This window comes from Acidimicrobiales bacterium, assembly GCA_035630295.1.
Taxonomy (GTDB): domain Bacteria; phylum Actinomycetota; class Acidimicrobiia; order Acidimicrobiales; family Iamiaceae; genus Iamia.
The window spans coordinates 1-24442 of record DASQKY010000041.1 but is presented as its reverse complement, the minus strand read 5'-3'; the positions used below and the strand labels follow the sequence as shown (position 1 = coordinate 24442).

Genomic DNA, 24442 nt, shown 5'->3' with positions numbered 1-24442 from the left:
GGGACCCCTGGGAGTGGTCAGGGGCCGGCCGGCGGCGGCTCGCCGGCGGGCTCGGCCACAGCCTCCCGCAGCTCGACGGGCACCACCAGCTGAGCCTCCAGACCACCCTCGGCCCGGTTGGCCAGCTCGAGGTGACCGCCGTGGACGTCCGACACCCAGCCGGCCAGCGCCAGGCCCAGGCCCGAGCGGGCCCGCCGCAGGCCCCGGGGGATGTCACGCCGCAGCTCGTCCAGGCGCTCGGGTGGGATCCCCGCGCCCTCGTCGGTGACCGTCACGCCGTCCGCTGTGACCTCGATGTGCACCACCCCGCCCCGACCCCCGTAGGCGTGGCGGATCGAGTTGCGCACCAGGTTGCTCACCGCCAGCCGCAGGAGGCGCGGGCTGCCGACCAGGGTGGTGGGAGGGGCCTCGACCACGATGCGCACGTCGCCCCTCGTGTGGCTCCGGGCCACCGCGCCGACGACCTCGTCCACCCGCACCACCTCGGACGGCAGGACCATCGCCCCCGACATCACCCGGGCCGCCTCCATGAGGTCGTCGATCAGCTCGCTGAGCGTCGACGCGTCGATGGCTGCCTCCTTGACCGCCAGCTCAGTCGGCACGGTCCCGTCGATGCCCTCGTCCAGCCTCACCAGCAGCCGGGCCAGCGGGCTGCGGATCTCGTGGGCGACGGCCAGCATCAGACGGTCCTCGTGGCGGAAGACGTCCTCGACCACCCGGGTGCTGCGGCGGGCCACCGCATAGGCCAGCAGCCCGAGCCCGGCGAAGACCACGAGCTGGGTCAGGCCGAGGGCCACGACCAGGTCACCCATGGCCTCGCCGTCGGAGTCGGACCGGCCGATGACGCGCCGGCCGACGACCGCGCCGGCGACCCACGACGCCAGCGCGGCCAGGCCCAGGAGGGCCAGCAGCACGGCCAGGGCGGACCGCCGGACCCAAGCCAGGAGCCGGGGTCGGGCGGGTGCCGGACCGATGGGGTCGGCCTGGGAGAGCCGTGAACGAGGGGCCATGCGCCCTATCCGAGTGTCGTGGGTCCGGGGACGAGCCCCGGGACTGGTGCGATGGAGGAGGTGGCCGTCGGGGGGAGGAGCCCGCCCGCGCCAGCCGCCACGTAGGTGTTGCCCGCATGTCCGGGAGCGGTTCCCGATCTCGCCGGTCCGCTCCTCATGAGAGGCATCCGCTTACGAGGCCTCGCTGGACGCGATCTCGTCGTCGGCACCGTCGTCCTTGCTGATGACCCGCATCTCGTAGCCCTGCCCCCGCACGGAGGCGAAGACGATGTGACCCCGGAACGTCGAGCGCAGCCGGGTGATCTGCGAGTGCAGCGGGTTGGCGAACAGGTGCCGGTTGCAGTCCCAGCAGTGCTCCAGCAGCTCCTCGGTGGTGACCAGGCGGTGCCGGTTGACCACCAGGTGGTCGAGCACCGAGTACTGCTGCCGGGTGAGGTGCACTGTCCGCCCCTCGATCTCGACGTGGTGGCGAGACCGGTCGATGGTGACCCGGCCCAGGCGGACCGGCGCCGCCGAGCCGCCCGTCGAGCGGACCATGAGGTTGGACACCCGCAGGGCGAGCTCGTCGAGGCGCACCGGCTTGGGGACGTAGTCGGCCGCCCCGGCCTGCAGGCCCCGGACCCGTTCGTCACCGTCGCCCAGCGCCGACAGCAGCAGGATCGGGGGCCGCTGGCCCGCCTCCCACATCTCGGCCAGGAGCTCGAGCGAGTCCCCGTCCGGCACCAACCGGTCGAAGACCAGGCAGTCGTAATCGACGTCCATCATCGCCGTGCGGGCCCCCTCGAGCGTGTCGACCTCGTCGACCGCGTGCCCCTCGGACCGCAACCGACGGGCGTAGGGGCCACGCAGGTCGGGATCGTCTTCCAACAGCAGAAGTCTCACAGGACGTCGTCTCCTTCTCCGGACATGTCGCCGACGAGCTGCGTCGGCAGCTCGATGTGGGCGCGGAAGCCCGCGCCGTCCGGTCGGTTGGCCAGCACGAGGCGTCCGCCGTGCAACTCGGCCACCCACCCGGTCAGTCCCAGGCCGAGGCCCGAGGTTCGATGCTTCAACGGGGTCTCGTAGCGCAGGGCGTCCAGCTTCTCCTCCGGGACGCCGGGGCCGTCGTCCTCGACGACCACCCCACCGGCCCGGACCTGGACCCGGATGGAGCCCGGGCCCGCGGAGTAGGCGTGCTGGGCGGCGTTGCGCACCAGGTTGCTCACCGCTCGGCGCATGAGCCGGGGGCTACCGACCACCGTGTGGGGCTCGAGGTCGAGCTCCACGGTGGCGGCGCCGAAGGAGCCGGTGTGGACGATCCGGGTCGACACCTCGTCCAGCCGCACCTCCTCGGACGGCATGGGCAGGGCGCCGGACATCACCCGCGCCGTCTCCAGCAGGTCGTCGATGAGCTCGGCCAGGGCCTCGCCCTGGCCCATGGCCTGCTTCATGGCCGCGTCGGGCACCAGGTCGCCGGAGCTGCCCTCGTCCAACGCCACCAGCATGCGGCTCAGGGGGCTGCGCACCTCGTGGGCCACGGCCAGCATGAGCTTGTCCTCCTGCTGGAAGACCGACTCGACCACCTTGGTGCTGCGCCGGGCCACCAGCAGGGCGACGGCCCCCATGACGAGGAAGGCGGCCACGTGGGCCAGCGTGAAGCGGGTCATCAGGGCGGCGTCGGGGCGGCCCACGAACTGGGCGATGGCCACGCTCACCAAGGTGGCCACCCCGAGGACGGCGATGAGGGCGACGAAGGCCGAACGACGGACACGGGTGATCAACCGGGGCCGAGCGGGCGTGGGAGCATGCGGTGGGGGCGCCCCGGGGTCGCCATCGAGTCCACCGTGTCCACGCGCCATGGTCGAGCTCCCTGCGTCAGCCGTCATGCGTTGCAGGTCAGCACGGTGGCGGATGCTTCCCCCGATGTGAGTACCTGCTGAGGAGAACCAGCCCCCGCGACCGGCGAACTGCCAGCCCACCCCCCCGCAGGGGAACGGCCGCGCGGCCTGCTGTTGTGACAAGTGTACCTTGCCGAAGATGCGCGATGCACCGTTTTCTTGCATCTCGTCATCGAGTGGCGCTAAAGAGCCTGGTGAGGGCGTCGTGCTGACGGCAGTTCGCCGCCGAGCAAGGGGCCCGTGCGGTCAGGCCGTCAGGCGATCCCGTGCGGCTCACGCCGGCTGCGCCGCAAGCCGCGGGGCCACCGGTCGGCGATCGGCGATCGGCGATGCAGCGCCAGCGGGCGCGGGCAGCGGGCAGCGGCCGGGTTCAGCGCCGCCCTGCTCGGGCGGCGGGCGCGGCGCCTACTCGGGCAGGAGCTCGGCCATCTGGGTCAGGAGCTCGGGGTCGACCACGGCGTTGAAGTCGACCTCGGGCGCCCCTGAGGCCTCCAGGTAGGCCACGTGGGACCCCTGGCGCAGCAGGGCACCGGCGGCCGTCGGAGGGCCGCCCTGGGCCGCGGTGAACCGGGAGGTCCGCTCGGCCACGTCGGGCACGTCCTCGATCTGCACCGAGGGGTCGCAGGCCCGCACCGCGGCCACCATCGAGTCGACGAAGGTGTCGGCCACATCGGCCGAGGAGAAGGCCAGCACCGACTGCTTGACGATCAGGGTGCCGGCGCCACCGGTGCGCAGCAGGGATTGGGAGGCCTGGTCGTCCCAGGTCACCTCGATCTCCTGGCCCGGGCACACATCGGGGCGGAAGTCGCCGGCACCGATGGTGTCGGACACCTCCAGGCCCTCGGCCACCGCGGCGGGCTCGACCAGCGAATCGACCAGGTCGCTCTCGTTCAACGGGCGGCCGGAGCCGCCCTCGGTCGTGGTCGACGAGTCCGACCCGCCGGCGGTGGTGCTGGCCGCGGTGGTCGTCGTGCCGTCCCCCTTGGGCTCGTCGTCGTCGCTGCACGCCGCCGTGAGCAGCAGCAGCCCGGCCACCCCCCCGACGAGCAGCCGGCGAGCCGGTCGAGAGCGGACAGAGCGGGCGGAGGGGTCGCGCAGCACGTCCACCTGTCTAGAGCCTCCAACCCTGCCGGTTCTGCGCGGCCCCCGACGGGCGGTGCCGGCCCCCGTCGAGGCCGGCACCGGGAGCGATTGGAGGTATCGGGCGCCTCACTCCTGTTCGAAGATCGCACCGGGCGGGGTGGGAGACGCTCCTGTGTTAGGTCCGAGCGTCAAGGAGGCTCCATTGAGCAAGAAGAACCACACGAAGCTCGGGCACGTGGCGAACGTGACGTTGCTGATCTCCCCGGCTCCGTTGATGTAGATTTGTTCACCTGTCGACAACGGCAACGTTGCTCCGTTGTGCAGTCCTCCGTCGAAGGTGAAGGTCGACGTGCCCATGCACACCTCGGTCGAGGGCTGGCAGGTCTCCGTGTCGAACTCCGAGATCGTGAACGTGTTGTCCCCGAACTCCAATCCGGTGAATTGCTCCGCCCCAGCGTTGTAGGTCCCGTGTGAGGTCGAGGTGCCGATGACTTCGGCGACATAGGGCTGGCTGTCCACGGGAGAGACGAACGGCACGAAGACCTCGTACGTCCCGGCCACTGTGCCCGTTGTGTCATCGATGGTGCCTGTGATCTCGGTGGAACCAGGGCACTCCTCGATGCCGAAACCTGGCGTTTCGATCATCAAGTCATTGACGTCCAAGGACCCTTCGACCATAACGACATCGAAGCCGTGCACCGTAGCCCCTCCAGGATGAGCCATCGCCCATGACAGGGTTGCCACGAGGAGGGCAATCAGTACACCAAAGGTCGGTGGCTTCTTCATGTCTGGCTCCGTTTACAATTGAGGGTTAGAGGTGCTTCGTCTGCCCGAGGCACGTAGCCAGGCGCCGACAGCGAATCTGAGTCCACTTAGCCTCAGACGTCAGGGCCGCAAGAGCGCGCCACGGCCCTCAAATTTCAACATATGACGCCTTGCATTCCGTGCGCGGGGGGTGAGGACTGGGCGGAAACTCGCTCGGAGCCCGACGATGGGCCCGAGGATCGTCCCTCGGGCCCATCGCCATTGCCTCGTTCAGAGGCGTTTCAATTGATCAACGATCACAGCTGCTCGAAGATGGCTCCGGGCGGGGTGGGGGTCACGTCTGTGTTCTCACCAATCGACAGGTCCGCCCCACTCAGCAGGAAGAACCAGACGAAGCTGGGGCAGGAGCTGAACGTGACGTTGGTCACGCCACCCTCACCGTTCACGTACATCTGCTCCCCTGTGGCGAAGGGCAGGGTGGCCCCGTTGTGCAGGCCGCCACCGACGTTCAGTGTGGCGGTGCCGGTGCACACCTGGGTGCCTGTGGTGCAGGTCTCTGTGTTGAACTCGGCGATCACGAAGGTGATGTTCGTGAAGTGCAGGTTGGCAAAGGTGCCCGCACCCGCGTTGTAGGTGCCGTGTGTATCGGCAGTGCCGGTCGCCTCAAGGACGTAGTCCTCGCTGTCGATGGGCGACACGAACGGTGACTCGATGTCCAGGACACCGGTCACTGTGTTGGTTGTCGTGTTGACGGTGCCGGTGATCGAGGTGCCACCGGGGCACTCCTCGATACCGACACCCGGGGTCTGGAACATGGTGTCGTTGACGTTGATCGACCCCTCAACCATCTCCATGTTGTAGCTGTGCACGGTGGCACCGCTGGGGGCCGCCATCATGACGGACACAGCGGCCGTCATGACCAGGGCCAGGAACGCGTAGCGTCCAGAGCGCATCTTCATTGGTTCTCCTCCAAGGAGTGTTGGATGTGTGTGATGGACCGGGTGAAAGCCGGTCCATCACGCATTACATAGGAGAACTGATTGCAGTCCATGCGCGAAGCGGGAGAGTGCCACTTTCGTGCCAGAACAGGACGAGCCCGGGACCTGACCCCCGGGCTCGTTCCCCTGTCTGGTGGACGGAGGGATCCTCCGCTGGAGCTAGAAGGTGGGGAAACCTTGGGCTCGGGTGTCGAACTCCGGCGTCCCGATCAGCTGGGCGTAGAGGGCAGCCAGATCCCCGTTGATCCCCAGCTCATCAGTGGCGTCGGCCAGCTCGGCAGGCGAGGGCGGCCGATCCAGGATCTCCTGGTAGGCGCCGATGACCAGCCGCTCACGAGGCTCGACCTGAGTGGTGAACGATCGGGCGACCTGGCCGCGGTTCCTCCCGGCCTCCAGCCGGGCCACCCAGTAGGCCAGGCCCTCGGCATCAGGGGCCCGCTCCAGCACCCGGTCGTACAACCGGGTGACGAAGCCCTCGTTGGTGGAACCGGCCTGGACCCAGAACTCGTCCTCCCCCGCCAGCGCAGCCAACAGGTGGTCGTACCGGTCACCTCCCTGGAGGCGGCCGACCCAGTAGGCCTGCCCAGCGGCTTCCGGATCCCGGCCCAGCATCATCTGATACGCCTTGGCCACCAGGCGGCCCTGGGCCTCGTCCGTGTTCGAGATCGCCGCCGCGAACGCCTCGGGTGACGTCCCTCCGGCCAGACGACCGACCCAGTAGTCGAAGCCAGCCTGGTCCGGGCAGCGGTGGAGGAGCTCGATGTAGACGAGACGCACCACCGCGCCGTCCCCCTCGATGGCGAAGGGCTGGCAGTCGAACTCGGTCAGCACCACCAGCTCGACGGGCTCCGAGGTGGTCGAGATCGACCCGAGGTTGCCGAAGAAGCGGGCGGTCAGGGTGTGAGTGCCCGCCTCCAGGCTGTCGGTGATCATCGATGCCGTGCCGCCGGTCCCCAGCTGGCGCACACCGATGGTCTCGGTCCCGTCCCGGAACTCGACGGTGCCCACCGCTCCGACCGGTGCCACGGAGGCGTTCAGGGTGACCTCGTCACCGGCACGGGTGGGGTCAGGGGCCTCGACGGTGAGGGTCGTCCCGGCCACGGTGACCTGGCCGAGCACCAGGGCACCGCCGAGGGGCGTGCAGTCGACGCTCAGGTCGCCACCGATGAACGCCGTGAGGCCGACCGCCTCGAGGCTGACGGGGACGACCTCGCCGGGGGCGCCCTCGATGGTCACCGACCCGGTCTCCCCCTCGAACCCGACCACCTGGTCGGGGTTGGGATCGACGGGGCGCGTGGCGTCGGTCATCAACGTGCTGTTGGCGAACGTCACCGAGGTCGACGTGCCACCGCCCCCGCTGAAGCCGAAGTCCATGCTCCGGATGCCGGGATCCGTGGACCCGGGGGGGAGGACCGGGTTGCTCGCCGAGAAGAAGACGCCGAAGGCGTCCACGCTGTTGCCCCGGTCGGTGTAGAGGGTGACGTCCAGCTGGTCGAGGTCCACCTCGGTGCCCGACGCCACCGCCGAGGGGAGGCTGACGTTGGCTTCGACGTTGACCGTGAAGCGGTCGGTGAAGAACGGCGTGACCTCCTTGCAGGTGTAGGTCACGCCCCGGGAGGCCAACACGCTGATGGTGTTGGTCCACTGCGCGGGTAGGAAGAAGCGGTCACCGGAGTAGCGCACGGTGATGGTCCTGGTCCCCGTGGCCCCGTTGATGGGCACGACGAACTCGGCGTTCTGCGTGTTGATGCCGGCGGGCACGGTCGGCTGGTACCCCAGCTCGGGCACGGTGGCGTCGGTGCGCACCGGCACCGGCACCCCGTCGAGCAGCACCTCGAAGGTCCCGGACGGCCGCAGGCCGTTGACCGTGCCAGGCGTGGTGGTGATGCCGTGGACCCGCACGGTCTGGCCCTGGCGCACGGTGTGAGGGCGCAGCCCGGACACGTTCACGGCGGTGGTCCGCCGGGGCACGTTCACCAGGTGCGTCCGCACCACGGACTGGGCCACGGTGGCCGCCGAGGGGTTCAGCGTCGGCGCCGGGAGGCCCGTCACGGGATCGACCTGGGTCAGCATGAACGTCACGTTCATGGCTGCCGGGTTGGCCGTGGGCTTCACGGTGAGGCGGACCCGGCGGGTGAAGCTCTCCCCCACCGGCAGCGGCGCACCGGTCGACGGGCTGATGGCGGCGAAGGCGTCGGAGGCCCCCGACATGACCACCGGCACCCAGGTGACGCCGTCCAGATACTCCAGGGTGAAGTTGGGCGGGCCGACGTTGTTGCCGCCACCGGTCACCCGCCGGAAGGCGAGGTCCAGGCGGCCGTTGATGACGTCGGAGCCGAAGCCGGTGTTGGTCACGGTGACGTCGAACTCCACCGGCGGGCCCCCGATCTGCAGGTTCTCGGGGATGTCCGACACGATGGCTGGGGGCGCCGAGACCCGGTGGGTGACCACGTCCGAGGTCGAGGGGCTGTAGGGGTCCAGCCCGCGGTAGCGGGCGGTCAGGTTGCGCACGCCGGCGGGCAGATCCGCCACGGAGAAGGCGGCCACGCCGGAGCCGTTGAGCTCGGCGGTGCCCAGCACCTGGTTGCCGTCACGGAACTCGACGAAGCCGCCGGGCGTGACGCCGATGGCATCCTCGCAGAGCTCGTCGTCGGCGAAGGCGGGGTCCATGACCACGGTGGCCGTCAGGTTGACCGCGGTGCCGAGGGTCGATGCCGGCGGGGCTGCGGCCAAGTCGGTGAGCGAGGGGCACCCGGGCGGCTCAGGCGGCATCAGCTCGCCCTCCATGGTCAGGGTCAGCGAGTGGCCGGATCCGGCCAGCTGCTCGTTGATGCCGTCGGCCACGATCGGCGGGCAGTCCGGCGTCACCGGTGCCGCCGGCACGGTGAAGTTGGCGTCGGCCAGGGTGACCCGATCGGTGACCTCGTCATAGGGCGCCACCGAGTCCAGGGTGACGTTCACCGGGGTGGTCCGGCACTCGGCCACGATGAGGGGCGGGGAGCCCACCTCGATGTCGAGCGTGGCGGTCAGGGCCGTGTTGAGCACGACGTTGCCGTCGGGGTCGATGCCTCCGGTCCCGGAACCGGGGGTCACCTGGGAGAAGGCGGCGTCGACGAAGACCGGGAAACCCTGAGCCTCGGTCTCGAAGGACACCACCGGCGTGCTGAAGGTGGCGCCGGAGATGGCCCCGGTGCCCTCGTCGCCGGTGTCGTAGCTGCCGGTCAGGGTGGTGGGCTGCTCGAGGGCCAGGGGCTCCTCGGCATCCCGGATCCGCAGCTCACCCTCCACCATGGAGAGCTCGAAGGGCTCGGCGACCCGGGGCTGCCCCGAACCGGGGGGAGCCTGGGCGGCACCCACCGTCGTGGAGGCGACCGGGAGGAGCACGAGTGCCACCCCTCCGGCCACCAGAGCCTTGGCCACGCGGGCCATCCGTCCTTGCATGTCGGGGTCCCCCCTGATGGAGATGGGTCACGGGTGTCTCGAACGACGAGCGCGCACAGGGTGCGCTCCCCCCACGTGAGACGGCCGACACTGTCGCAAATGGAGGTTGCGACAGATGCGCGATCGACCCTGACAGGAGTAAAAACCCCCTCCGGGGGCGGCGTCCCCGATCCCAGGTCAAGAGCGGTGACCGGTGGTAACTCGCCATGACCGTCACCCGACCGCCCGCAGCTCGGAGAGCGGTCAGGCGACCGCGGGGACGGCCCACTCCAGGACCCGGAAGGCCCCCAGGCCATCGGGGGCGCATAGGGCCTCGGCCTCGGTCACGCGGCTGCGGGCTCGGAGGGTGGCCAGGTCGGGACCGGGCGCCCGGGCGGCCCAGGCCGCTCGGCCCTCGGCCACCAAGTCGTCGAGGCCCCAGGCCCGAAGGGCCTCGGCCTGGGGCCGGTCCAGGTCCGGGGGGCGGGCCGCGGCGGCGACCTGGTCCGCGCACACCTCCACCGTGACGTCCTGGGTGCCCAGCCCTGCCAGCGGCGGGCCGCCCCGGGTGTGGCCCCGGTAGGTGCGAAGCCACTCCGTCACCGGACGCGCCGCCAGGGCCGCGGTGGTCGAGGCGTAGTCGAGCACCACCAACCGCCCCCCCGGGGCCAGGCCGGCCAGGACCGCGGCCACCCAGGCCCCGGCGGCCCGCTCGAGCGGGGCCCGGGCCCCGGGCCCGGCGTCGGGGGCCAGGGCCGCCAAGGTGGCGGCATCGTCGGGGCCAGCCGGCACCAGGACCTCGTCCCGGTCGGGCCCCTCCCCCACCACCCGGACCTCGGCCCACCCCTCGGCGGTGGCCTCGAACAGGTCGAAGGGCAGGTTGTCCAGCAGCTCGTTGGCCAGCACCACGTGCGCCGGCCGGGACGGCGACGCCCCGGCGCTGGCCACCAACGGGCCGCCACCGGGACCCGCCCACCGGCCGAGCGGACCGCCGGGGAGCAGACCGACGTGGGGGAGGTGGGCGGGGTGGAGGCGGCGCTGGGCCGCGGACCGCTCGACCAGGGTCCAGCGCAGGGCAGGGGCACAGGCCGGCTGGGCCACCAGGACGGTGCGGGCCAGGGTGCCGGGACCGGCGCCGTGCTCGTCGACCAGGAACGGGTCGGGCCGGCCCTGCTCGACCCACCAGCGGTCCAGGGCCCGGGCCAGGACCGCCCCGAACAGCGGGCCCACCTCGGGGCTGGTCAGGAAGTCACCCCGACGGCCAGCCTGGCCCCCGGTCTCGTAGAACCCGGCGCCCGGGGCGTACAGAGCCTCCTCCACCACGGCCGAGAACGGCCGGGCCGGCTCCCCCCTACCCATCGCCCCGGCCCGAACGGCGCGCCTCCGGGCGCCGGCACCCGGCCCCGCCGGCCCGCGGGGCCGCTCGACCGCCCCCCGGCCACCGCGGTCCCGTCGTCCGCTCGAGGGGGGCCTGAACCGCCTGGTGGCCGAGGGGCGTCATGGGCCCATCGTGGCGCGCCGACCGGGACGGCGAGGACCGACGGAGGGGCGTCCAGCCCCGGCCGCGCCGGCGAACGGCAGGAGCCGGGCGAACGGTCAGGGGCCAGCCAGGGCGAACAGGTCGGTGGCCACGTCGCCCAGGTGGCCGACGGTGCCCGGGAAGAAGCCGAACACCAGGGTGGCCATCACCGTGGCCCCCAGGGCGATGGCGATGGAGCCGGGGATGCGCACGGGCGTGCGGTCGCCGTCGGGCACGGTCTCGAACCACATCTGCTTGGCCACGTTGGCGTAGTAGTAGAGGGCGATCACCGAGTTCACGGCGACGATCACGCCCATGACGTAGCCGGCGGTGCTGCCCGCGCCCACCACGGCCCTGAACACCTGGAACTTGGCGAACCACCCCCCCAGGGGCGGGATGCCGGCCAGGGCGAAGAGGAACACCGTCATCACCGCGGTCAGCCCCGGGGCGTACTCGAACAGGCCCCCCCAGGTGCCCAGCTCGCCGCTGCCGGTCTTGCGGGCCACGGCGATGATCACGGCGAAGGCGCCCATGTTCATCACCGTGTAGATGAGCAGGTAGATGACCACGGCCCGGATGGCGTCGGTGGCGGTGGACGCGCTCTCCCCGGCCACGGCCAGGGGGGCCAGGATGAAGCCGGCCTGGGCGATGGAGGAGTAGGCGAAGAGCCGCACCACGTTGGTCTGGCGCAGGGCGATGAGGTTGCCGACGGTCATGGTCGCCGCGGCCAGGACGAACATCAGGGGCCCGTAGATGTCGTCGCGGCCGTAGAAGGCCACGAAGATGAGCTCCAGCAGGGCCACGAAGCCGGCCGCCTTGGACGCCACCGACAGGAAGGCGGTGATGGGCGTGGGCGCCCCCTCGTAGGTGTCGGGGGCCCAGTTGTGGAAGGGGACGGCCGACACCTTGAAGCCGAAGCCGACCAGCACGAACACGATGCCCAGGGCCGCCACCGGGGTGTCGCCGAAGGCGCCGTCGATCTGGTCGCCGATGCCCGAGAGCAGCGTGGTGCCGGTGCCGCCGTAGACCAGCGACATGCCGTACAGCATCACCGCGGTGGCGAACACGCCCATCAGGTAGTACTTCAGGCCGGCCTCGTTGCCGGTGAGGGCCCGCTTGCGCCACCCGGCCAGCAGGTAGGCGGGGATGGACAGCAGCTCCAGGGCCACGAACATGGTGACCAGGTCCCGGGCCGAGGCCATCACGCTCATGCCCAGCACCGAGGCCAGCAGCAGCGTGTAGTACTCGCCCTCCCAGTAGTCGCCCTCGGCGATGTAGTTGGTCGACAGCAGCACCGTGAGGTAGCCGGCCACGATGAACAGGGCCTTCATCACCAGGGCGAAGTCGTCGACCACGAAGGCCCCGCCGAACATCGACCGGTCGGACCCGTCGACGGCCAGGGTGAGCAGCGGGACGGCCGAGCCCAGGAAGCCGAGGCCGCACAGGGACGACGTCAGCCACTTGTTGTGCTGCTCGGTGAAGAGGTCGACCAGCAGCACCAGCACGAACGTGCCGGTGAGCACCAGCTCGGGCGCGAGGGCGTGCCAGTCCAGCGTGGGCGACGCGAAGGGCGGGGCGGCGGCGAGCAGGGACGGGAGCACGGGCCTAGTTGGCGCCGATGGCGCTGAGGGACTCGATCACGGCGCCGTCGGTCACCCGGAACACGAGGTCGGGGTAGATGCCCAGGACCAGGATCAGGACGACCATGGGGACCCAGGCGATGTAGTCGGTGACGTGCATGTCGTGGACGTGCTCCTCGGCGAACTCCTCCTTGGGCGTCCCGAAGGCCACCCGCTGGAGCAGCCACAGCAGGTAGCCGGCGGCCAGGATGGTGCCGATGGCGGCGATCACCATGTACACCCGGAACAGCTCCTCGGAGGAACCGCCGCCCGGGTTGTAGGCCGAGAGGATGGCCGGGAACTCGCCCCAGAAGCCGGCCAGGCCGGGCAGACCCAGGCTGGCCATGCAGCTGAAGCCCAGCAGCCACCCCAGGCGGGGGGCCTGGACCAGGAGGCCGCCCAGGCGCTCGATCTCCAGGGTGTGGTAGCGGTCCTTCACCGACCCGGCGATGAAGAACAGCATCCCGGTGATGAGGCCGTGGGCCACCATGCCGAAGATGGCGGCGTTGATGCCGAAGTCGGTGAGGGTGGCGATGCCCAGCATCACGTAGCCCATGTGGGCCACCGAGGAGAAGGCGATGAGCCGCTTCATGTCGGTCTGGGCCAGGCACCCCAGGGCGCCGTAGATGATGCCGATGACGGCCAGGCCGCCGATCCACGGGGCCCAGTCCCGGGCCGCCTCGGGCAGGATGGGGATGGCGACGCGGATGAAGCCGTAGGTGCCCAGCTTCAGCAGCACCGCGGCCAGGATCACCGAGCCCTGGGTGGGGGCCTGGGTGTGGGCATCGGGCAGCCAGGTGTGGAACGGGAACATGGGCACCTTGATGCCGAAGCCCATGAACATGCCGCCGAAGATCAGCACCGCGGTGGTCGAGGCCAGGCCGGCGCCGCCCCACTCGGTGAGGGCTCGCATGTCGAAGGTGTTGAGCGGCTGGCCGTTCGGCCCCTCGGCCAGGAAGTACAGCGACAGGAAGGCCACGATCATCAGGGCCGAGCCGAACAGCGTGTAGAGGAAGAACTTGATGGACGCGTACTGGCGCTGCTCGCCGCCCCACACGCCGATCATGAAGTACATGGGCAGCAGGACGACCTCGAAGAACACGAAGAAGAGGATGAGGTCCTGGGCGATGAACGTGCCCACCATGCCCGTCTCGAGGATGAGGATGAGGGCCAGGAAGGCCTTCGGGTTGTGGGGCTCGGGGAAGTGGTTCCACGAGTAGACGATGACCAGCGGGACGATGAACACCGTCAGCAGCAGCAGCGGGAGCGACATGCCGTCGACGGCCACGATGTAGCGACTGTTGATGATGTCGATCCACGACTTGTCGACCTCGTACTGCAGCACCCTGGTGGCGTCGTAGTCGAAGGACACCGCCACCCCGACGGCGATGACGAAGCTCACCAGGCTCGCCACCAGGGCCACGACCTTGTGCAGGGCCTCGTGGGCCCGGGGGATCACCATGAGCGCCACCGCGCCCACCAGGGGCACGAAGGCGGTGAGGGTGAGGCCCCAGCCGTTGAGCAGGTCTTCCACGGTCTCTCCTCTGTCAGCTCGCGCTGGCGATGATCACGAACACGGCGGCCAGCACGGTGGCCGCGCCGAACAGGTAGGCGCCGTAGGTCTGGACCTTGCCGGTCTGGGTCCGGCGCAGCAGCTGGCCCGACCCCTCGGCCCCGGCGCCGGAGCCCTTCACCACGTTGTCGATGATGCCCTGGTCGACCTTCTCGTAGAGCCACCGGCCCCCGAAGCGGGCCGAGGACCCGGCCCCGTTGACCACCCCGTCCAGGACGTGCTGGTTGAACCAGTTGGCGGCGCGGGCGATCGGCCCCTTCACCGCCCCCACGATGATCGTGGTGTACAGCGTGTCGAGGTAGTACTTGTTCTCCAGCAGGCGGTAGCCGGCCCGGGCCAGCGCGTTGCGCTCGGTGAGGCCGTGGGGGCCCTTGCCCTTCCAGAACCAGGCGTAGGCCAGCCCGATGGTGAGCAGGGCCAGCACCGTGGTGGTCAGGGCGATGGCGATGGAGAACTCGGGGTGGTGGAACTCGGCGCCGACCAGCGCGCCGGACGGGAAGGCCGCGGTGGTGGGCTCGACGAAGTGCTCGAAGCGCAGGGCGAAGGTCTCGGGCACGAACGACAGGGCCCCGGTGTCGGGCAGGTTGGTGAAGCCGGCGAAGACGGCCAGCACGGCCAGGACCACCAGGGGCAGCACGATGCGGGGGCCCGATTCGTGCGGCGTGTGGGCCGCCGCCGCCCCCCGGGGCTCACCGAAGAAGCAGTACCAGATGACCCGGGTCATGTAGGCCGCGGTGCAGACCGCCCCCAGGACGCCCATGACCAACATGAGCTGGTAGCCGCCGTCCCCGCCGAGCTGGTTGGCCCCGGCCAGGATCTCGTCCTTCGACCAGAACCCGGCCAGCGGGAAGATGCCGATCAGGGCCGCGGTGCCGATCATGAAGGTGCGGTAGGTCCAGGGCATGGTCCGCCGCAGCCCGCCGTAGTCCTTCTTCATGTCGAAGCTGTGGTGGCAGGCGTGGCTCATCGAGCCCGCCCCCAGGAACAGGCAGGCCTTGAACAGGGCGTGGGTGAAGAGGTGGAAGGTGGCCGCCGTCCACGCCCCCACCCCGAGGGCCATGACCATGTAGCCCAGCTGGGAGACGGTGGAGTAGGCCAGCACCTTCTTGACGTCGTTCTGCACGAAGGCCAGCAGGGCACCGAAGAGCAGGGTCACCGAGCCCACCACGGCCAGCAGGTTGACGTTGGACTCCCCGATGGAGAGGCCGTGCCAGAACACCGGGTACAGCCGGGCCACCATGTACACGCCGGCCACCACCATGGTGGCGGCGTGGATCAGGGCCGAGACCGGGGTGGGTCCGGCCATGGCGTCGGGCAGCCAGGTGTGGAGGATGAACTGGCCCGACTTGGACATCACCGCGGTGAGCAGGCAGCACGACGCCACCAGCAGCACCAGGTGGTCGATCTCCCCGGCGTTGGCCATGGTGTTGATGGTGGTGATGTCGAACGTGCCCCCGGCCCCGAAGAACAGGACCGACACCCCGACCAGCAGGCCCACGTCGCCCACCCGGTTGGTGAGGAAGGCCTTGAGGGCGGCGTCGGAGTTGGGCTTCTCCTCCCACCAGTGCCCGATGAGGGCGAAGGAGCACAGGCCCACCAGCTCCCAGCCCACGATGAGCTGGAGCGTGTTCTCGGTCAGCACGAACATCAGCATCGAGGCGGTGAACAGGCTGAGGAAGGCGTAGTAGTGGGTGAAGCGCCGGTCGCCGGCCACGTAGTCGCTGCTGTAGACGTGGACCAGCAGCGAGATCAGGGTGACGACCAGCAGCATCATGGCCGTGAGCCCGTCGACCAGGGTGCCCACGGTGATGTCGTGGCCGCCGGTCCGGAGCCAGGTCATGTTCCGGATCACCGGCGGCACCTCGTGGTGCTCCTCGGCCTCGGCCCCGTGGGCCCCGGCGGCCGCCTCGCCGTGATCGCCCTCGGTCTCGGTGGCGCCCTCCGTCGCCGCCGCGCCGGTGCCGTCGTCCTCGCCGTGGGCGCCGCCCGTCGCCTCGGCGTCGGCCGCGGTGGCCTGGCCGTGGTCGCCCTCGCTCTCGCCGTCCTCGGCTGCGGTGGCGCCGGGCTCCTCGGCGTGGTCGCCGTCGGCCTCCGCTGCGGTGGGGCGCTCGGCGCCGTGAGTGCCGGCGGCCTCGCCGTGGGCCTCCTCGGCCGCGTGGGCCACCTCGGGCGGGTGGTTGGTGCGCTGGATCCAGCCCACCCCGGTGGCCAGGGCCAGCACGAAGCAGACGGCGATGGCGGCGATGCCGATCTCGGCCCCGCCCTTGGGCAGGCGCTTGCCCACGGCCAGGATGGCCAGGAACGACACGGCCATGACCAGCGGGATGATGAAGGCGTGGGTCAGCATCGGCTCAGCCCTTCATCACGTCGAGCTCGTCGAGGTCGACGCTCTTGCGGTTGCGGTAGATGGCCAGGACGATGGCCAGGCCCACGCCCACCTCGGCGGCGGCGATGGCGATGACGAACAGGGCGAAGACCTGGCCGGCGAGGTCGCCCTGCATGGCGGCGAAGGCGATCAGGTTGATGTTCACCGCGTTCAGGATGAGCTCGATCGACATGAGGATGGCCACGCCGTTGCGGCGGGCGATGACCCCGTAGACGCCGATCGAGAAGAGGATGGCCGAGAGCAGGAGGAACTGGTTCAGCAGCACGGCTAGTCCTTCCTCGCGATGACGATGGCGCCGACCAGGGCCGCGGTCAGCAGCACCGACACCACCTCGAAGGGGACCAGGTAGCTGGAGAAGATGGTGTCGCTCACCGCGGCGGTGTTGGAGCCGGCGTTGGGGTGGGCGTCACCCGCCGGGTCGCCGGCGGCCGGCAGGACCAGGCCGGCCTGGCGCTCCTCCGGCAGCTTGGCGTCCTGGAAGGTGTCGACCAGGCTGAAGCTGAGCAGGCCCAGCATGACCACGGCCACGAACGCCCCGCCGTACCAGTTCTTGCGGGTCAGCTCGGCGTCGGTGCCCAGGCGGGCCCGGGTGAGCATCACGCCGAACAGGAACAGCACCACCACCGCCCCGATGTAGACCATCACCTGGGTGACGGCCACGAACTCGGCGGCCAGCAGGATGTACTGGGCCGCGGCGCCAGCCAGCACCACCACCAGCCACATGGCCGCGTGGACCACGTTGCGGGTGGTCACCACCCGGAGGGCGGACACCACCATGACCAGGGCGATGACGCCGAAGCCGACCGTCTGGGAGACGTTGATCGGCGCGTCGGTCCCGGGGAGGGCCATCCGGGTGGAGGCGAGCAGCGACATCTAGCGCGGCACCTTCTTCACCTTCTGCTCCGACCCGGCCTCGTAGGGCTCGAAGTCGGGCACCGTGTCCATCCACTCGCCCAGCCGGGCCTTGTCGTGGAGCAGGTCGGCGATGCGGGGCTCGGAGTACTCGTACTCCGGGGTCCAGAACAGGGCCTCGAACGGGCACACCTCGACGCAGATCCCGCAGTACATGCACAGCGAGTAGTCGATGTCGAAGCGGTCGAGGGCGTTGACCTGCCGGGGCTTGCCGCCCGGCCGGCGAGGCGGTGCCTTCTCCTTGTGGCCCTCGATGTAGATGCACCAGTCCGGGCAGCTTCGGGCGCACAGCATGCAGGCCGTGCAGTTGCCCTCGTGGAGGGCGATGACGCCGCGGGACCGGGGAGCCGGGTCCTCCTTCTCCCGCGGGTACTGCACGGTGACCGCGCCGAGGGACGGGGCGGGGATGAAGGTCTTGATGCCCCGCCTGGGGAACATGGTCCGCATCAGCTCGACGAAGGTGACCCGGAGGCCGATGAGCATGCCGGGCACGCGTGGCTTGGGCATCAGAAGGCCACCTTCAGGATCATCGTGGCGAGGATGTTCACCAGGGCGAGGGGGATGAGCACGGTCCAGGCGAAGCGCTGGAGCTGGTCCTCACGGAAGCGGGGGTAGGTGAACCGGGCCCAGAAGATGAGGAAGGTGACCAGTACCATCTTCCCGAGCAGCACCAACGGGCCGACCACGTTCATGTAGTTGGCGTCCAGGTCCAGGCCGGGCAGGTAGTAGCCCCCGAGGAAGAGGGTGGAGGCGATGATGGCGAAGGCCCCGGCCGAGGCGAACTCGGCGATGAAGAACAGCAGGAACCGGATGCCCGAGTACTCGGTCATGTAGCCGGTGACCAGCTCCGACTCGGCCACCGGCATGTCGAACGGCGGCTGGGTCAGCTCGGCCTGGGTGGCCACCATGAAGATGGCGAAGCCCGCGAACTGGGTGAGGATGTAGGGGTTGCCCACCGCCTCCCACCCGAAGATGGCCCCGTCGGCCTGGGCCCGGACGATGTCGAACAGGTTGAGGCTGCCGGCCTGCACGCACACGCCCACCACGGCCAGCAGCATGGGGAGCTCGTAGGCGATGAGCTGGCCGGCCGCTCGCAGGCCACCGATGAGGGCGTACTTGTTGGCCGAGGCCCAGCCGGCCACCAGCACGCCGATGGCCGAGAGGGACGACACGGCCAGCACGTAGAAGATGCCGGCGTCGAGCTCGGCGAACCAGGCGTCGGGCCCGAAGGGCACGGCCACGTACACCAGCAGCACCGAGGCCACCACGATGTAGGGGGCCATGGCGAAGAGGTGGCGGTCGGCCTTGGACGGGAAGATGTCCTCCTTCTGGAGCCACTTCCCCACCTCGGCCAGGAGCTGCATCGAGCCGTAGGGGCCGGCCTCGTTGGGCCCGATCCGGCTCTGCATGAAGCTCATCATCTTGAACAGGAACAGGTAGACGATGGTCCCGGCCGGCAGCAGCACCGCGGCCAGCACGCCCACGCTGCGCAGGATGGTCTGCTGCCAGTAGGCCAGCTCGACCGAGAAGATCGCCGACGCGCCGCTCATGGGCGCCCCTCGACGTCGCCGATGGCATGGCCGCGGCCGGTGCCGGGGCGCCCATGAGCGATGACGGCTTCGCCGTCGGCACCCATGCCGTCCTGCCTGGTTCGCTCGCTGCGCTCGCTCACCGGTCGATGTCCCCGAGGATGAAGTAGAGCGAGGCCAGGATGGAGACGATGTCCGGGACGTAGACCCCCCGGAGCACCCACGGCAGCACCGAGATGTTGTTGAAGCTGGCCGAGCGGATCTTGAGCCGGAACGGCCCCAGGTCACCCTTGGACACCACGTAGTAGCCCATGGCCCCCAGCGGGTTCTCGGTCTCCACGTAGGCCTCGCCGGCCGGCACCTTGATGATGCGGGGGACCTTGGCCATGATCGGGCCGCTGGGCAGGCCGTCCAGGCACTGGTCGACCATGCGGGTGGCCTCGCGGATCTCCTGGATGCGCACCCACCAGCGGCTGAAGCAGTCGCCGTCGGGGTGGGTGTGCACCTTCCAGTCCAGCTCGCGGTGCACCAGGCCGCTGTGGCTGTCGCGCCGCAGGTCCCAGTCGACGCCGGAGCCCCGCAGGTTGGCCCCGGACAGGCCGTAGCTCTGGGCCACGTCGGCCGGGATGATGCCGACGCCTCGGGTGCGGGCCTGGAAGATCTCGTTGCCGGTGACCAGGTCGTCGATCTCGTCGCAGAAGGCCCGGACCTTCTCCATGGCCGTCTTGGTCTCGGCGATCCAGCCCTTGGGCAGGTCGTCCTTCAAGCCGCCGATGCGGTCAAAGTTGGGGTGGAAGCGCCCCCCGGAGACGGCCTCGATCTGGTTGAGGACGAACTCCCGGTCCCGGAAGCCGTAGAACGCCGCGGTCTGGCCGCCGATCTGCAGGGCGGTGTCCCCGGCGAACAGCACCAGGTTGGCGATGCGGCTCATCTCGAACATGGCGGTGCGGATCCACTGGGCCCGGGGCGGGGCCTCGACGTCCATGAGCCGCTCGGAGGCCAGGATGAAGGGCACCTCGTTGGCGAAGCTCCCCAGCCAGTCGATGCGGTTGACCAGCGTGTTGATCTGGGGGTAGGTGCGGGCCTCGCAGATCTTCTCGTAGCCCCGGTGCATGTAGCCGGCCACCGGCTCGGCCGTGATGACCTGCTCGGCGTCGAGCTTGGCCACGATGCGCAGCGTCCCGTGGGTGGCGGGGTGCTGGGGGCCGAGGTTGATGGTCATCCCCTCGGTCTCGATCTCGAAGTTGATGCGGGCATCCGCGGCCTGGGCCGCGATGTAGCGCAGCTGCTCGCGGTCGGACACGGCGGTCATGCCTCACCTCCCTCGGCGTCGCCCTCGTCGGCGGCAGGCTCGTCCTCGGCGGGCTCGTCCTCGGCCGGCATGGGCTCGACGTCGACGATGCCGGGCCAGGGCTTCACCATGCGGGCGATGAGGGGGAAGTCCTTGCGCAGCGGGTGGCCCTCGAAGTCGGCCGGCAGGTAGATGTGGCGCAGGCCGGGGTGGCCCTCGAAGGTGATGCCGAACATCTCCCACGTCTCCCGCTCGTGCCAGTCGGCCCCGTCGTAGAGGGGGACCCAGCTGGGCATCGTCATGTCGTCGCCGACGTCGGCCTTCAGGATGATGTCGGTGTGCTCGGCCAGGTTCACCACCCGGGCCAGCAGCTGGAAGCGGGCCTCGCCGCCGGCCACGCCCGTTTCGAACACAGGGCCGGCGGAGCCGGCACCGTCAGGGTGGCGGGTGGGGTCGGAGGACGTGATCTCGGTGTCGGGCTCGGCGGGCTGGTCGAAGCCGTCGTTCTCGTAGCGGCCCCACGGGGAGGGCAACCAGTCGACGCCGGAGATGAAGTCGAACCAGCGGCAGCCCAGGTGGTCGCGGGCCACCTGGCCGGCGGTCCGCCACGCCTCGGCCGTGACCCGCACCCACAGGGTGGAGCCCACGGCGATGTGGCTGTCGACCACGGCGTCGCCCAGCTCGGCCGCGAAGCGGTCCCGCAGGGCCTCGCGGGCCTCGTCACGGGGCGCGTCGTCGGCCGCCTCCACCTCGGGGGGAGCGTCGGTGTCAGGAGACAACGATCGGCTCCCCTCGCCAGCGCTCGGCCGGGTCCTCGGTGCGGATCCGCTCCTGCAGCAGGACGATGCCCTCGATCAGGGCCTCGGGCCGGGGCGGGCAGCCGGGCACGTACACGTCGACGGGGATGATCTGGTCGACGCCCTTGGTGACCGAGTAGCTGTCCCAGTAGGGCCCACCGCAGTTGGCGCAGCTCCCCATGGAGATCACGTACTTGGGGTCGGGCATCTGCTCGTAGAGCCGGCGCACCGACGGTGCCATCTTGTCGGTGACCGTGCCCGAGACGATGACCAGGTCGGCCTGGCGGGGCGAGGCCGGGAAGGGGATGACCCCCAGGCGCATCACGTCGAAGCGGGGCGACGCGAAGGCCGCCCCCATCTCGATGGCGCAGCACGCCAGCCCCCACTGGTACGCCCAGAGGGAGTACTTGCGGGAGATGTTGAGGAGGGCCGTGAGGGGCTTGGGCGACCTGCCGCTCTCGATGAGGCCCATCAGCGGGTGTCGCCGGGAGCCGGGGACGTGGACCCCGGGACAGGTGAGCAACGGATCAGATCCAACGGAGGACCTTCTTGCGCCAGGCGTAGAGCAGGCCCAGGGCCAGCACCACGATGAAGACGGACATCTCGACGACCCCGAAGGCGCCGTAGGCCTCGAGTCGGGTGGCCCAGGGGAAGATGAACACGGCCTCGACGTCGAACATGACGAACAGCAGGGCGAAGATGTAGTAGCGGATCTCGGCCTGGGTCCACCCGTCGCCCACCGGGTCGACGCCGCTCTCGTAGGTGAGCAGCTTCTCGGGCCGGGGCCGGTGGGGGCGGATGAACGAGCCCAGCCCCAGGACGGCCCCGACGAGGCCGACGGCGACGGCCCCGAACACGAAAACCGTCAGGTAGGAGCGGAGGAAGTCCGACACGTCGGCCGAATCTAGTGAGCGCCTTCACGACAGGCCAAAGGGGGGCCACATCCCCCTCGCGGCGGTGGGACGGCCCAGGTCAGGGCGATGGAGCGGGGTCCTCGGCCACGAGGTCGGGGGTGGCGTCGCGGGCCGTCCTAGTGAGGGGGTCCGGCACCACGCCGATGCCCACCGTGGCCATCAGGGCCAGGGCGATGGTGACCTTGGCGGCCAGGGGCACCCGGATGCGGCGGGCCGGCACCGCCGGCGGGCCGGCCTCCTCGCCGTCGTCGGGCCCCCCGTACATGGACAGGATGATCCGCAGGTAGAGGAAGGCCGACACCACGGCGGTGAGCATGGCCACCAGGCCCAGCCAGAACGAGCCGGCCTCGACGATGGCGCTCACGGCGTAGAACTTGGCCAGGAACCCGGAGGTCAACGGGGTGCCGGCCTGGGCCAGGAGGAAGACCACGAGGGCCGCGGCCAGCAGGGGCTCCCGCCGGGCCAGGCCCCGGTAGTCCTCCAGCGAGTGGTGCCCGTCGCCCTTGCGGCCCAGCACGGTCACGACCCCGAAGGTGCCCCCCACCAGCAGGGTGTAGGTGGCCAGGTAGAAGAGGGCGGCGGAGATGCCGTCGGTGCTGGCCGCGGCCACCGCCACCAGGACGAAGCCGGCGTGGTTGATGGACGAGTAGGCCATCATCCGCTTCACGTCGGTCTGCACCACGGCCAGCACGGCGCCCACCACCAGGCTGGCCACGGCCAGGCCGTAGACCACGGGCTGCCAGTCCAGGCGGTGGGTCGAGAACGTCACCACGATGACGCGGAGCATCCCGGCGAAGCCGGCCACCTTCACCGACGAGGCCATGAACGCCACCACCGGCGACGGCGCCCCCTGGTACACGTCGGGGGTCCAGGCGTGGAACGGGGCGGCCGCCACCTTGAAGCCGAAGCCCACCAGCATGAGGCCCACGCCGGCCAGCAGCAGCCCCTCGTCGGTGAGGCGGTTGGTGGCCAGGAACTCGGCGATGCCCACCATGTTGGTGGTGCCCGTGGCCCCGTAGACCAGGGCGATGCCGTAGAGGAAGAAGGCCGACGAGAAGCCGCCCAGCACGAAGTACTTGAGGGCGGCCTCGCCCGAGCGCATGCGCCGCCGGTGCAGGCCGGCCAGCACGTAGGCGGCGATGGAGAGGATCTCCAGGCCCAGGAACAGCACGATGAGATCGGCGGCCGAGGCCATGATCACGCCACCGGCCGCCGAGACCAGGAACAGGATGGAGGGCTCGGGGCCCTCCAGGTCCTCCCGGCGCAGGTAGCCGTCGGTGAGCAGGGCGCCGATGATCAGGCCGACACAGATCACCACGATCAGGAACAGGGAGAAGCCGTCGACGGCGTAGGCGCCGCGGACCACGGTGCGGGTGCCGCTCTCGGGCAGGTCCCGCCACAGCAGCACGGCGGCCACGATGGCGGCCAGGGCGGTGGCCACGGTCCACAGGGCCGGCCAGCCCACCTTGGTGCGTCGGGGCAGGAGGCCGCCGGCGCCCAGCAGCAGGGTGGCCCCACCCACCAGCACCAGGAACGGCGAGAGGGCGGCCCAGGCCACGCCCGGCGTCTCGATCGACTGCAGCTCGGCCAGCAGCGCCATCATCCGCCCCCCTCCTCGTCGTGGGCGCCGCCGTCGGTGGCCGGCGCCTCGCCCTCACCCTCGGTGCCCGCCCCGCCGTGGCCCTCGCCCTGCGACTCGGCCTCGGCGTACACGTCCGAGCGGGCGGCCGGGCCGGTCTTGTCGACCGCGGGCTCGCGGAAGTCGCTGTTGCCCTCGACGTGGGCCACCAGGGCGGTGATCGAGGGCTCGATCCGCTCCAGCACCGGCTTGGGGTAGACGCCCAGGAACACGATCAGGCCCAGCAGCGGGGCCATCACCAGGCCCTCCCGCAGGGAGATCTCCCGGAAGCCCTCGTTGTCGGGGTCCGGCTCGCCGTGGAAGGTGCGCTGGTAGGCCCACAGCAGGTACAGGGCGGCCAGGATCACCCCGGCGGCGGCCACCACCGACCACCACCGGGCCGAGGTGAACGAGCCCAGCAGGATCAGGAACTCGCCCACGAAGCCGTTCAGGCCGGGCAGGCCGAGCGACGACATCATCACCACCGTGAACACCCCGGCGAAGACCGGCGCCACCTTCTGCAGGCCCTTCAGCGCCGCGATCTCGCGGGTGTGGCGGCGGTCCGAGATCATCCCCACCAGCAGGAACAGGGCGCCGGTGGAGATGCCGTGGTTGACCATCTGCAGCACCGAGCCCTCCAGGCCCTGGGTGGTGAGCGAGAAGGTGCCCAGGACGATGAAGCCAAGGTGGGCCACCGACGAGTAGGCCACCAGCCGCTTCAGGTCCTTCTGCATGGTGGCCACCACGGCGCCGTAGATGACCCCGACGGTGCCCAGGGTGACCATGGCCGGGGCGAACCAGGCCGACGCCTCGGGGAACAGGTAGAGCCCGAAGCGCAGCAGTCCGTACGTGCCGAGCTTGAGCAGCACGCCGGCCAGGATCACCGAGCCGGCGGTCGGCGCCTCGGTGTGGGCATCGGGCAGCCACGTGTGCACGGGGAACAGCGGCACCTTGACGGCGAAGGCGACGGCGAAGCCCAGGAAGAGCCAGCGCGCCGTGTCGCCGGTGACGGACTGGGCCTCGGCCAGCTCCACGAGGTCGAAGGTGATCCGGCCGACGCCGTGATCGCGGGCGAGGAAGACCGTCGCCAGCATGCCGACGAGCATGAACGCCGAGCCGAACATCGTGAAG

The 24442-nt window shown here is 70.4% G+C and carries 21 protein-coding genes; all 21 read right to left on the bottom strand.

Going from position 1 to position 24442, the window contains the following annotated elements; genetic code table 11:
* Positions 1 to 17: 17 nt before the first annotated feature.
* A complete protein-coding gene (locus VEW93_10025; GenBank protein HYI62128.1) occupies positions 18 to 1010 on the bottom strand; it encodes an ATP-binding protein in 993 nt (330 codons plus the stop codon).
* Positions 1011 to 1181: 171 nt separating this feature from the next.
* Positions 1182 to 1877: a response regulator transcription factor gene (locus tag VEW93_10020; GenBank protein HYI62127.1), complete on the bottom strand. Its 696-nt coding sequence runs from the start codon at positions 1875 to 1877 to the stop codon at positions 1182 to 1184.
* An 11-nt stretch (positions 1878 to 1888) separates the two neighbouring features.
* Entirely contained in the window at positions 1889 to 2770 is an 882-nt protein-coding gene (locus VEW93_10015; protein ID HYI62126.1) for a HAMP domain-containing sensor histidine kinase, read from the bottom strand.
* Between the two features lie 522 nt (positions 2771 to 3292).
* Entirely contained in the window at positions 3293 to 3994 is a 702-nt protein-coding gene (locus VEW93_10010) for a sensor domain-containing protein (GenBank protein HYI62125.1), read from the bottom strand.
* Between the two features lie 102 nt (positions 3995 to 4096).
* The gene (locus VEW93_10005; GenBank protein HYI62124.1) at positions 4097 to 4756 is read right to left on the bottom strand and encodes a hypothetical protein; all 660 of its coding nucleotides are present in this window, start codon (positions 4754 to 4756) and stop codon (positions 4097 to 4099) included.
* A 275-nt stretch (positions 4757 to 5031) separates the two neighbouring features.
* Positions 5032 to 5694, bottom strand: a complete 663-nt coding sequence (locus VEW93_10000; GenBank protein ID HYI62123.1) for a hypothetical protein — start codon at positions 5692 to 5694, stop codon at positions 5032 to 5034.
* A gap of 198 nt (positions 5695 to 5892) precedes the next feature.
* Complete coding sequence (locus VEW93_09995) at positions 5893 to 9153, bottom strand: DUF4214 domain-containing protein (GenBank protein ID HYI62122.1); 3261 nt, start codon at positions 9151 to 9153, stop codon at positions 5893 to 5895.
* Between the two features lie 264 nt (positions 9154 to 9417).
* Positions 9418 to 10512 carry an SAM-dependent methyltransferase gene (locus VEW93_09990; protein HYI62121.1) on the bottom strand — a complete coding sequence of 365 codons (1095 nt, stop codon included), beginning with the start codon at positions 10510 to 10512 and terminating at the stop codon, positions 9418 to 9420.
* Positions 10513 to 10749: 237 nt separating this feature from the next.
* Complete coding sequence (locus tag VEW93_09985) at positions 10750 to 12273, bottom strand: NADH-quinone oxidoreductase subunit N (GenBank protein HYI62120.1); 1524 nt, start codon at positions 12271 to 12273, stop codon at positions 10750 to 10752.
* Positions 12274 to 12277: 4 nt separating this feature from the next.
* The gene (locus VEW93_09980) at positions 12278 to 13825 is read right to left on the bottom strand and encodes an NADH-quinone oxidoreductase subunit M (protein HYI62119.1); all 1548 of its coding nucleotides are present in this window, start codon (positions 13823 to 13825) and stop codon (positions 12278 to 12280) included.
* A gap of 13 nt (positions 13826 to 13838) precedes the next feature.
* Positions 13839 to 16211, bottom strand: coding sequence for an NADH-quinone oxidoreductase subunit L (gene nuoL, locus VEW93_09975; protein HYI62118.1), 2373 nt, complete (start codon positions 16209 to 16211; stop codon positions 13839 to 13841).
* A 4-nt stretch (positions 16212 to 16215) separates the two neighbouring features.
* The gene (gene nuoK / locus VEW93_09970) at positions 16216 to 16515 is read right to left on the bottom strand and encodes an NADH-quinone oxidoreductase subunit NuoK (protein ID HYI62117.1); all 300 of its coding nucleotides are present in this window, start codon (positions 16513 to 16515) and stop codon (positions 16216 to 16218) included.
* Positions 16516 to 16517: 2 nt separating this feature from the next.
* The gene (locus VEW93_09965) at positions 16518 to 17099 is read right to left on the bottom strand and encodes an NADH-quinone oxidoreductase subunit J (protein ID HYI62116.1); all 582 of its coding nucleotides are present in this window, start codon (positions 17097 to 17099) and stop codon (positions 16518 to 16520) included.
* A 24-nt stretch (positions 17100 to 17123) separates the two neighbouring features.
* Entirely contained in the window at positions 17124 to 17669 is a 546-nt protein-coding gene (locus tag VEW93_09960) for a 4Fe-4S binding protein (GenBank protein HYI62115.1), read from the bottom strand.
* On the bottom strand, positions 17669 to 18712 hold the full coding sequence (locus VEW93_09955) for a complex I subunit 1 family protein (GenBank protein HYI62114.1): 1044 nt from the start codon (positions 18710 to 18712) through the stop codon (positions 17669 to 17671). Before VEW93_09955 ends, VEW93_09960 begins: the two co-directional genes overlap by 1 nt.
* 118 nt (positions 18713 to 18830) lie before the next feature.
* Positions 18831 to 20003: an NADH-quinone oxidoreductase subunit D 1 gene (locus VEW93_09950; GenBank protein HYI62113.1), complete on the bottom strand. Its 1173-nt coding sequence runs from the start codon at positions 20001 to 20003 to the stop codon at positions 18831 to 18833.
* On the bottom strand, positions 20000 to 20761 hold the full coding sequence (locus tag VEW93_09945) for an NADH-quinone oxidoreductase subunit C (protein HYI62112.1): 762 nt from the start codon (positions 20759 to 20761) through the stop codon (positions 20000 to 20002). Before VEW93_09945 ends, VEW93_09950 begins: the two co-directional genes overlap by 4 nt.
* Positions 20751 to 21302 (bottom strand): NADH-quinone oxidoreductase subunit B family protein, encoded by a 552-nt coding sequence (locus tag VEW93_09940; GenBank protein HYI62111.1) that lies wholly within the window; start codon positions 21300 to 21302, stop codon positions 20751 to 20753. Before VEW93_09940 ends, VEW93_09945 begins: the two co-directional genes overlap by 11 nt.
* Positions 21303 to 21306: 4 nt before the next feature.
* Complete coding sequence (gene ndhC, locus VEW93_09935; GenBank protein ID HYI62110.1) at positions 21307 to 21672, bottom strand: NADH-quinone oxidoreductase subunit A; 366 nt, start codon at positions 21670 to 21672, stop codon at positions 21307 to 21309.
* 79 nt (positions 21673 to 21751) lie between these two features.
* Complete coding sequence (locus VEW93_09930) at positions 21752 to 23296, bottom strand: NADH-quinone oxidoreductase subunit N (GenBank protein HYI62109.1); 1545 nt, start codon at positions 23294 to 23296, stop codon at positions 21752 to 21754.
* A partial coding sequence (locus VEW93_09925; GenBank protein HYI62108.1) for an NADH-quinone oxidoreductase subunit M occupies positions 23293 to 24442 on the bottom strand: 1150 nt, incomplete at its 5' end. The genes VEW93_09930 and VEW93_09925, both read right to left, overlap by 4 nt.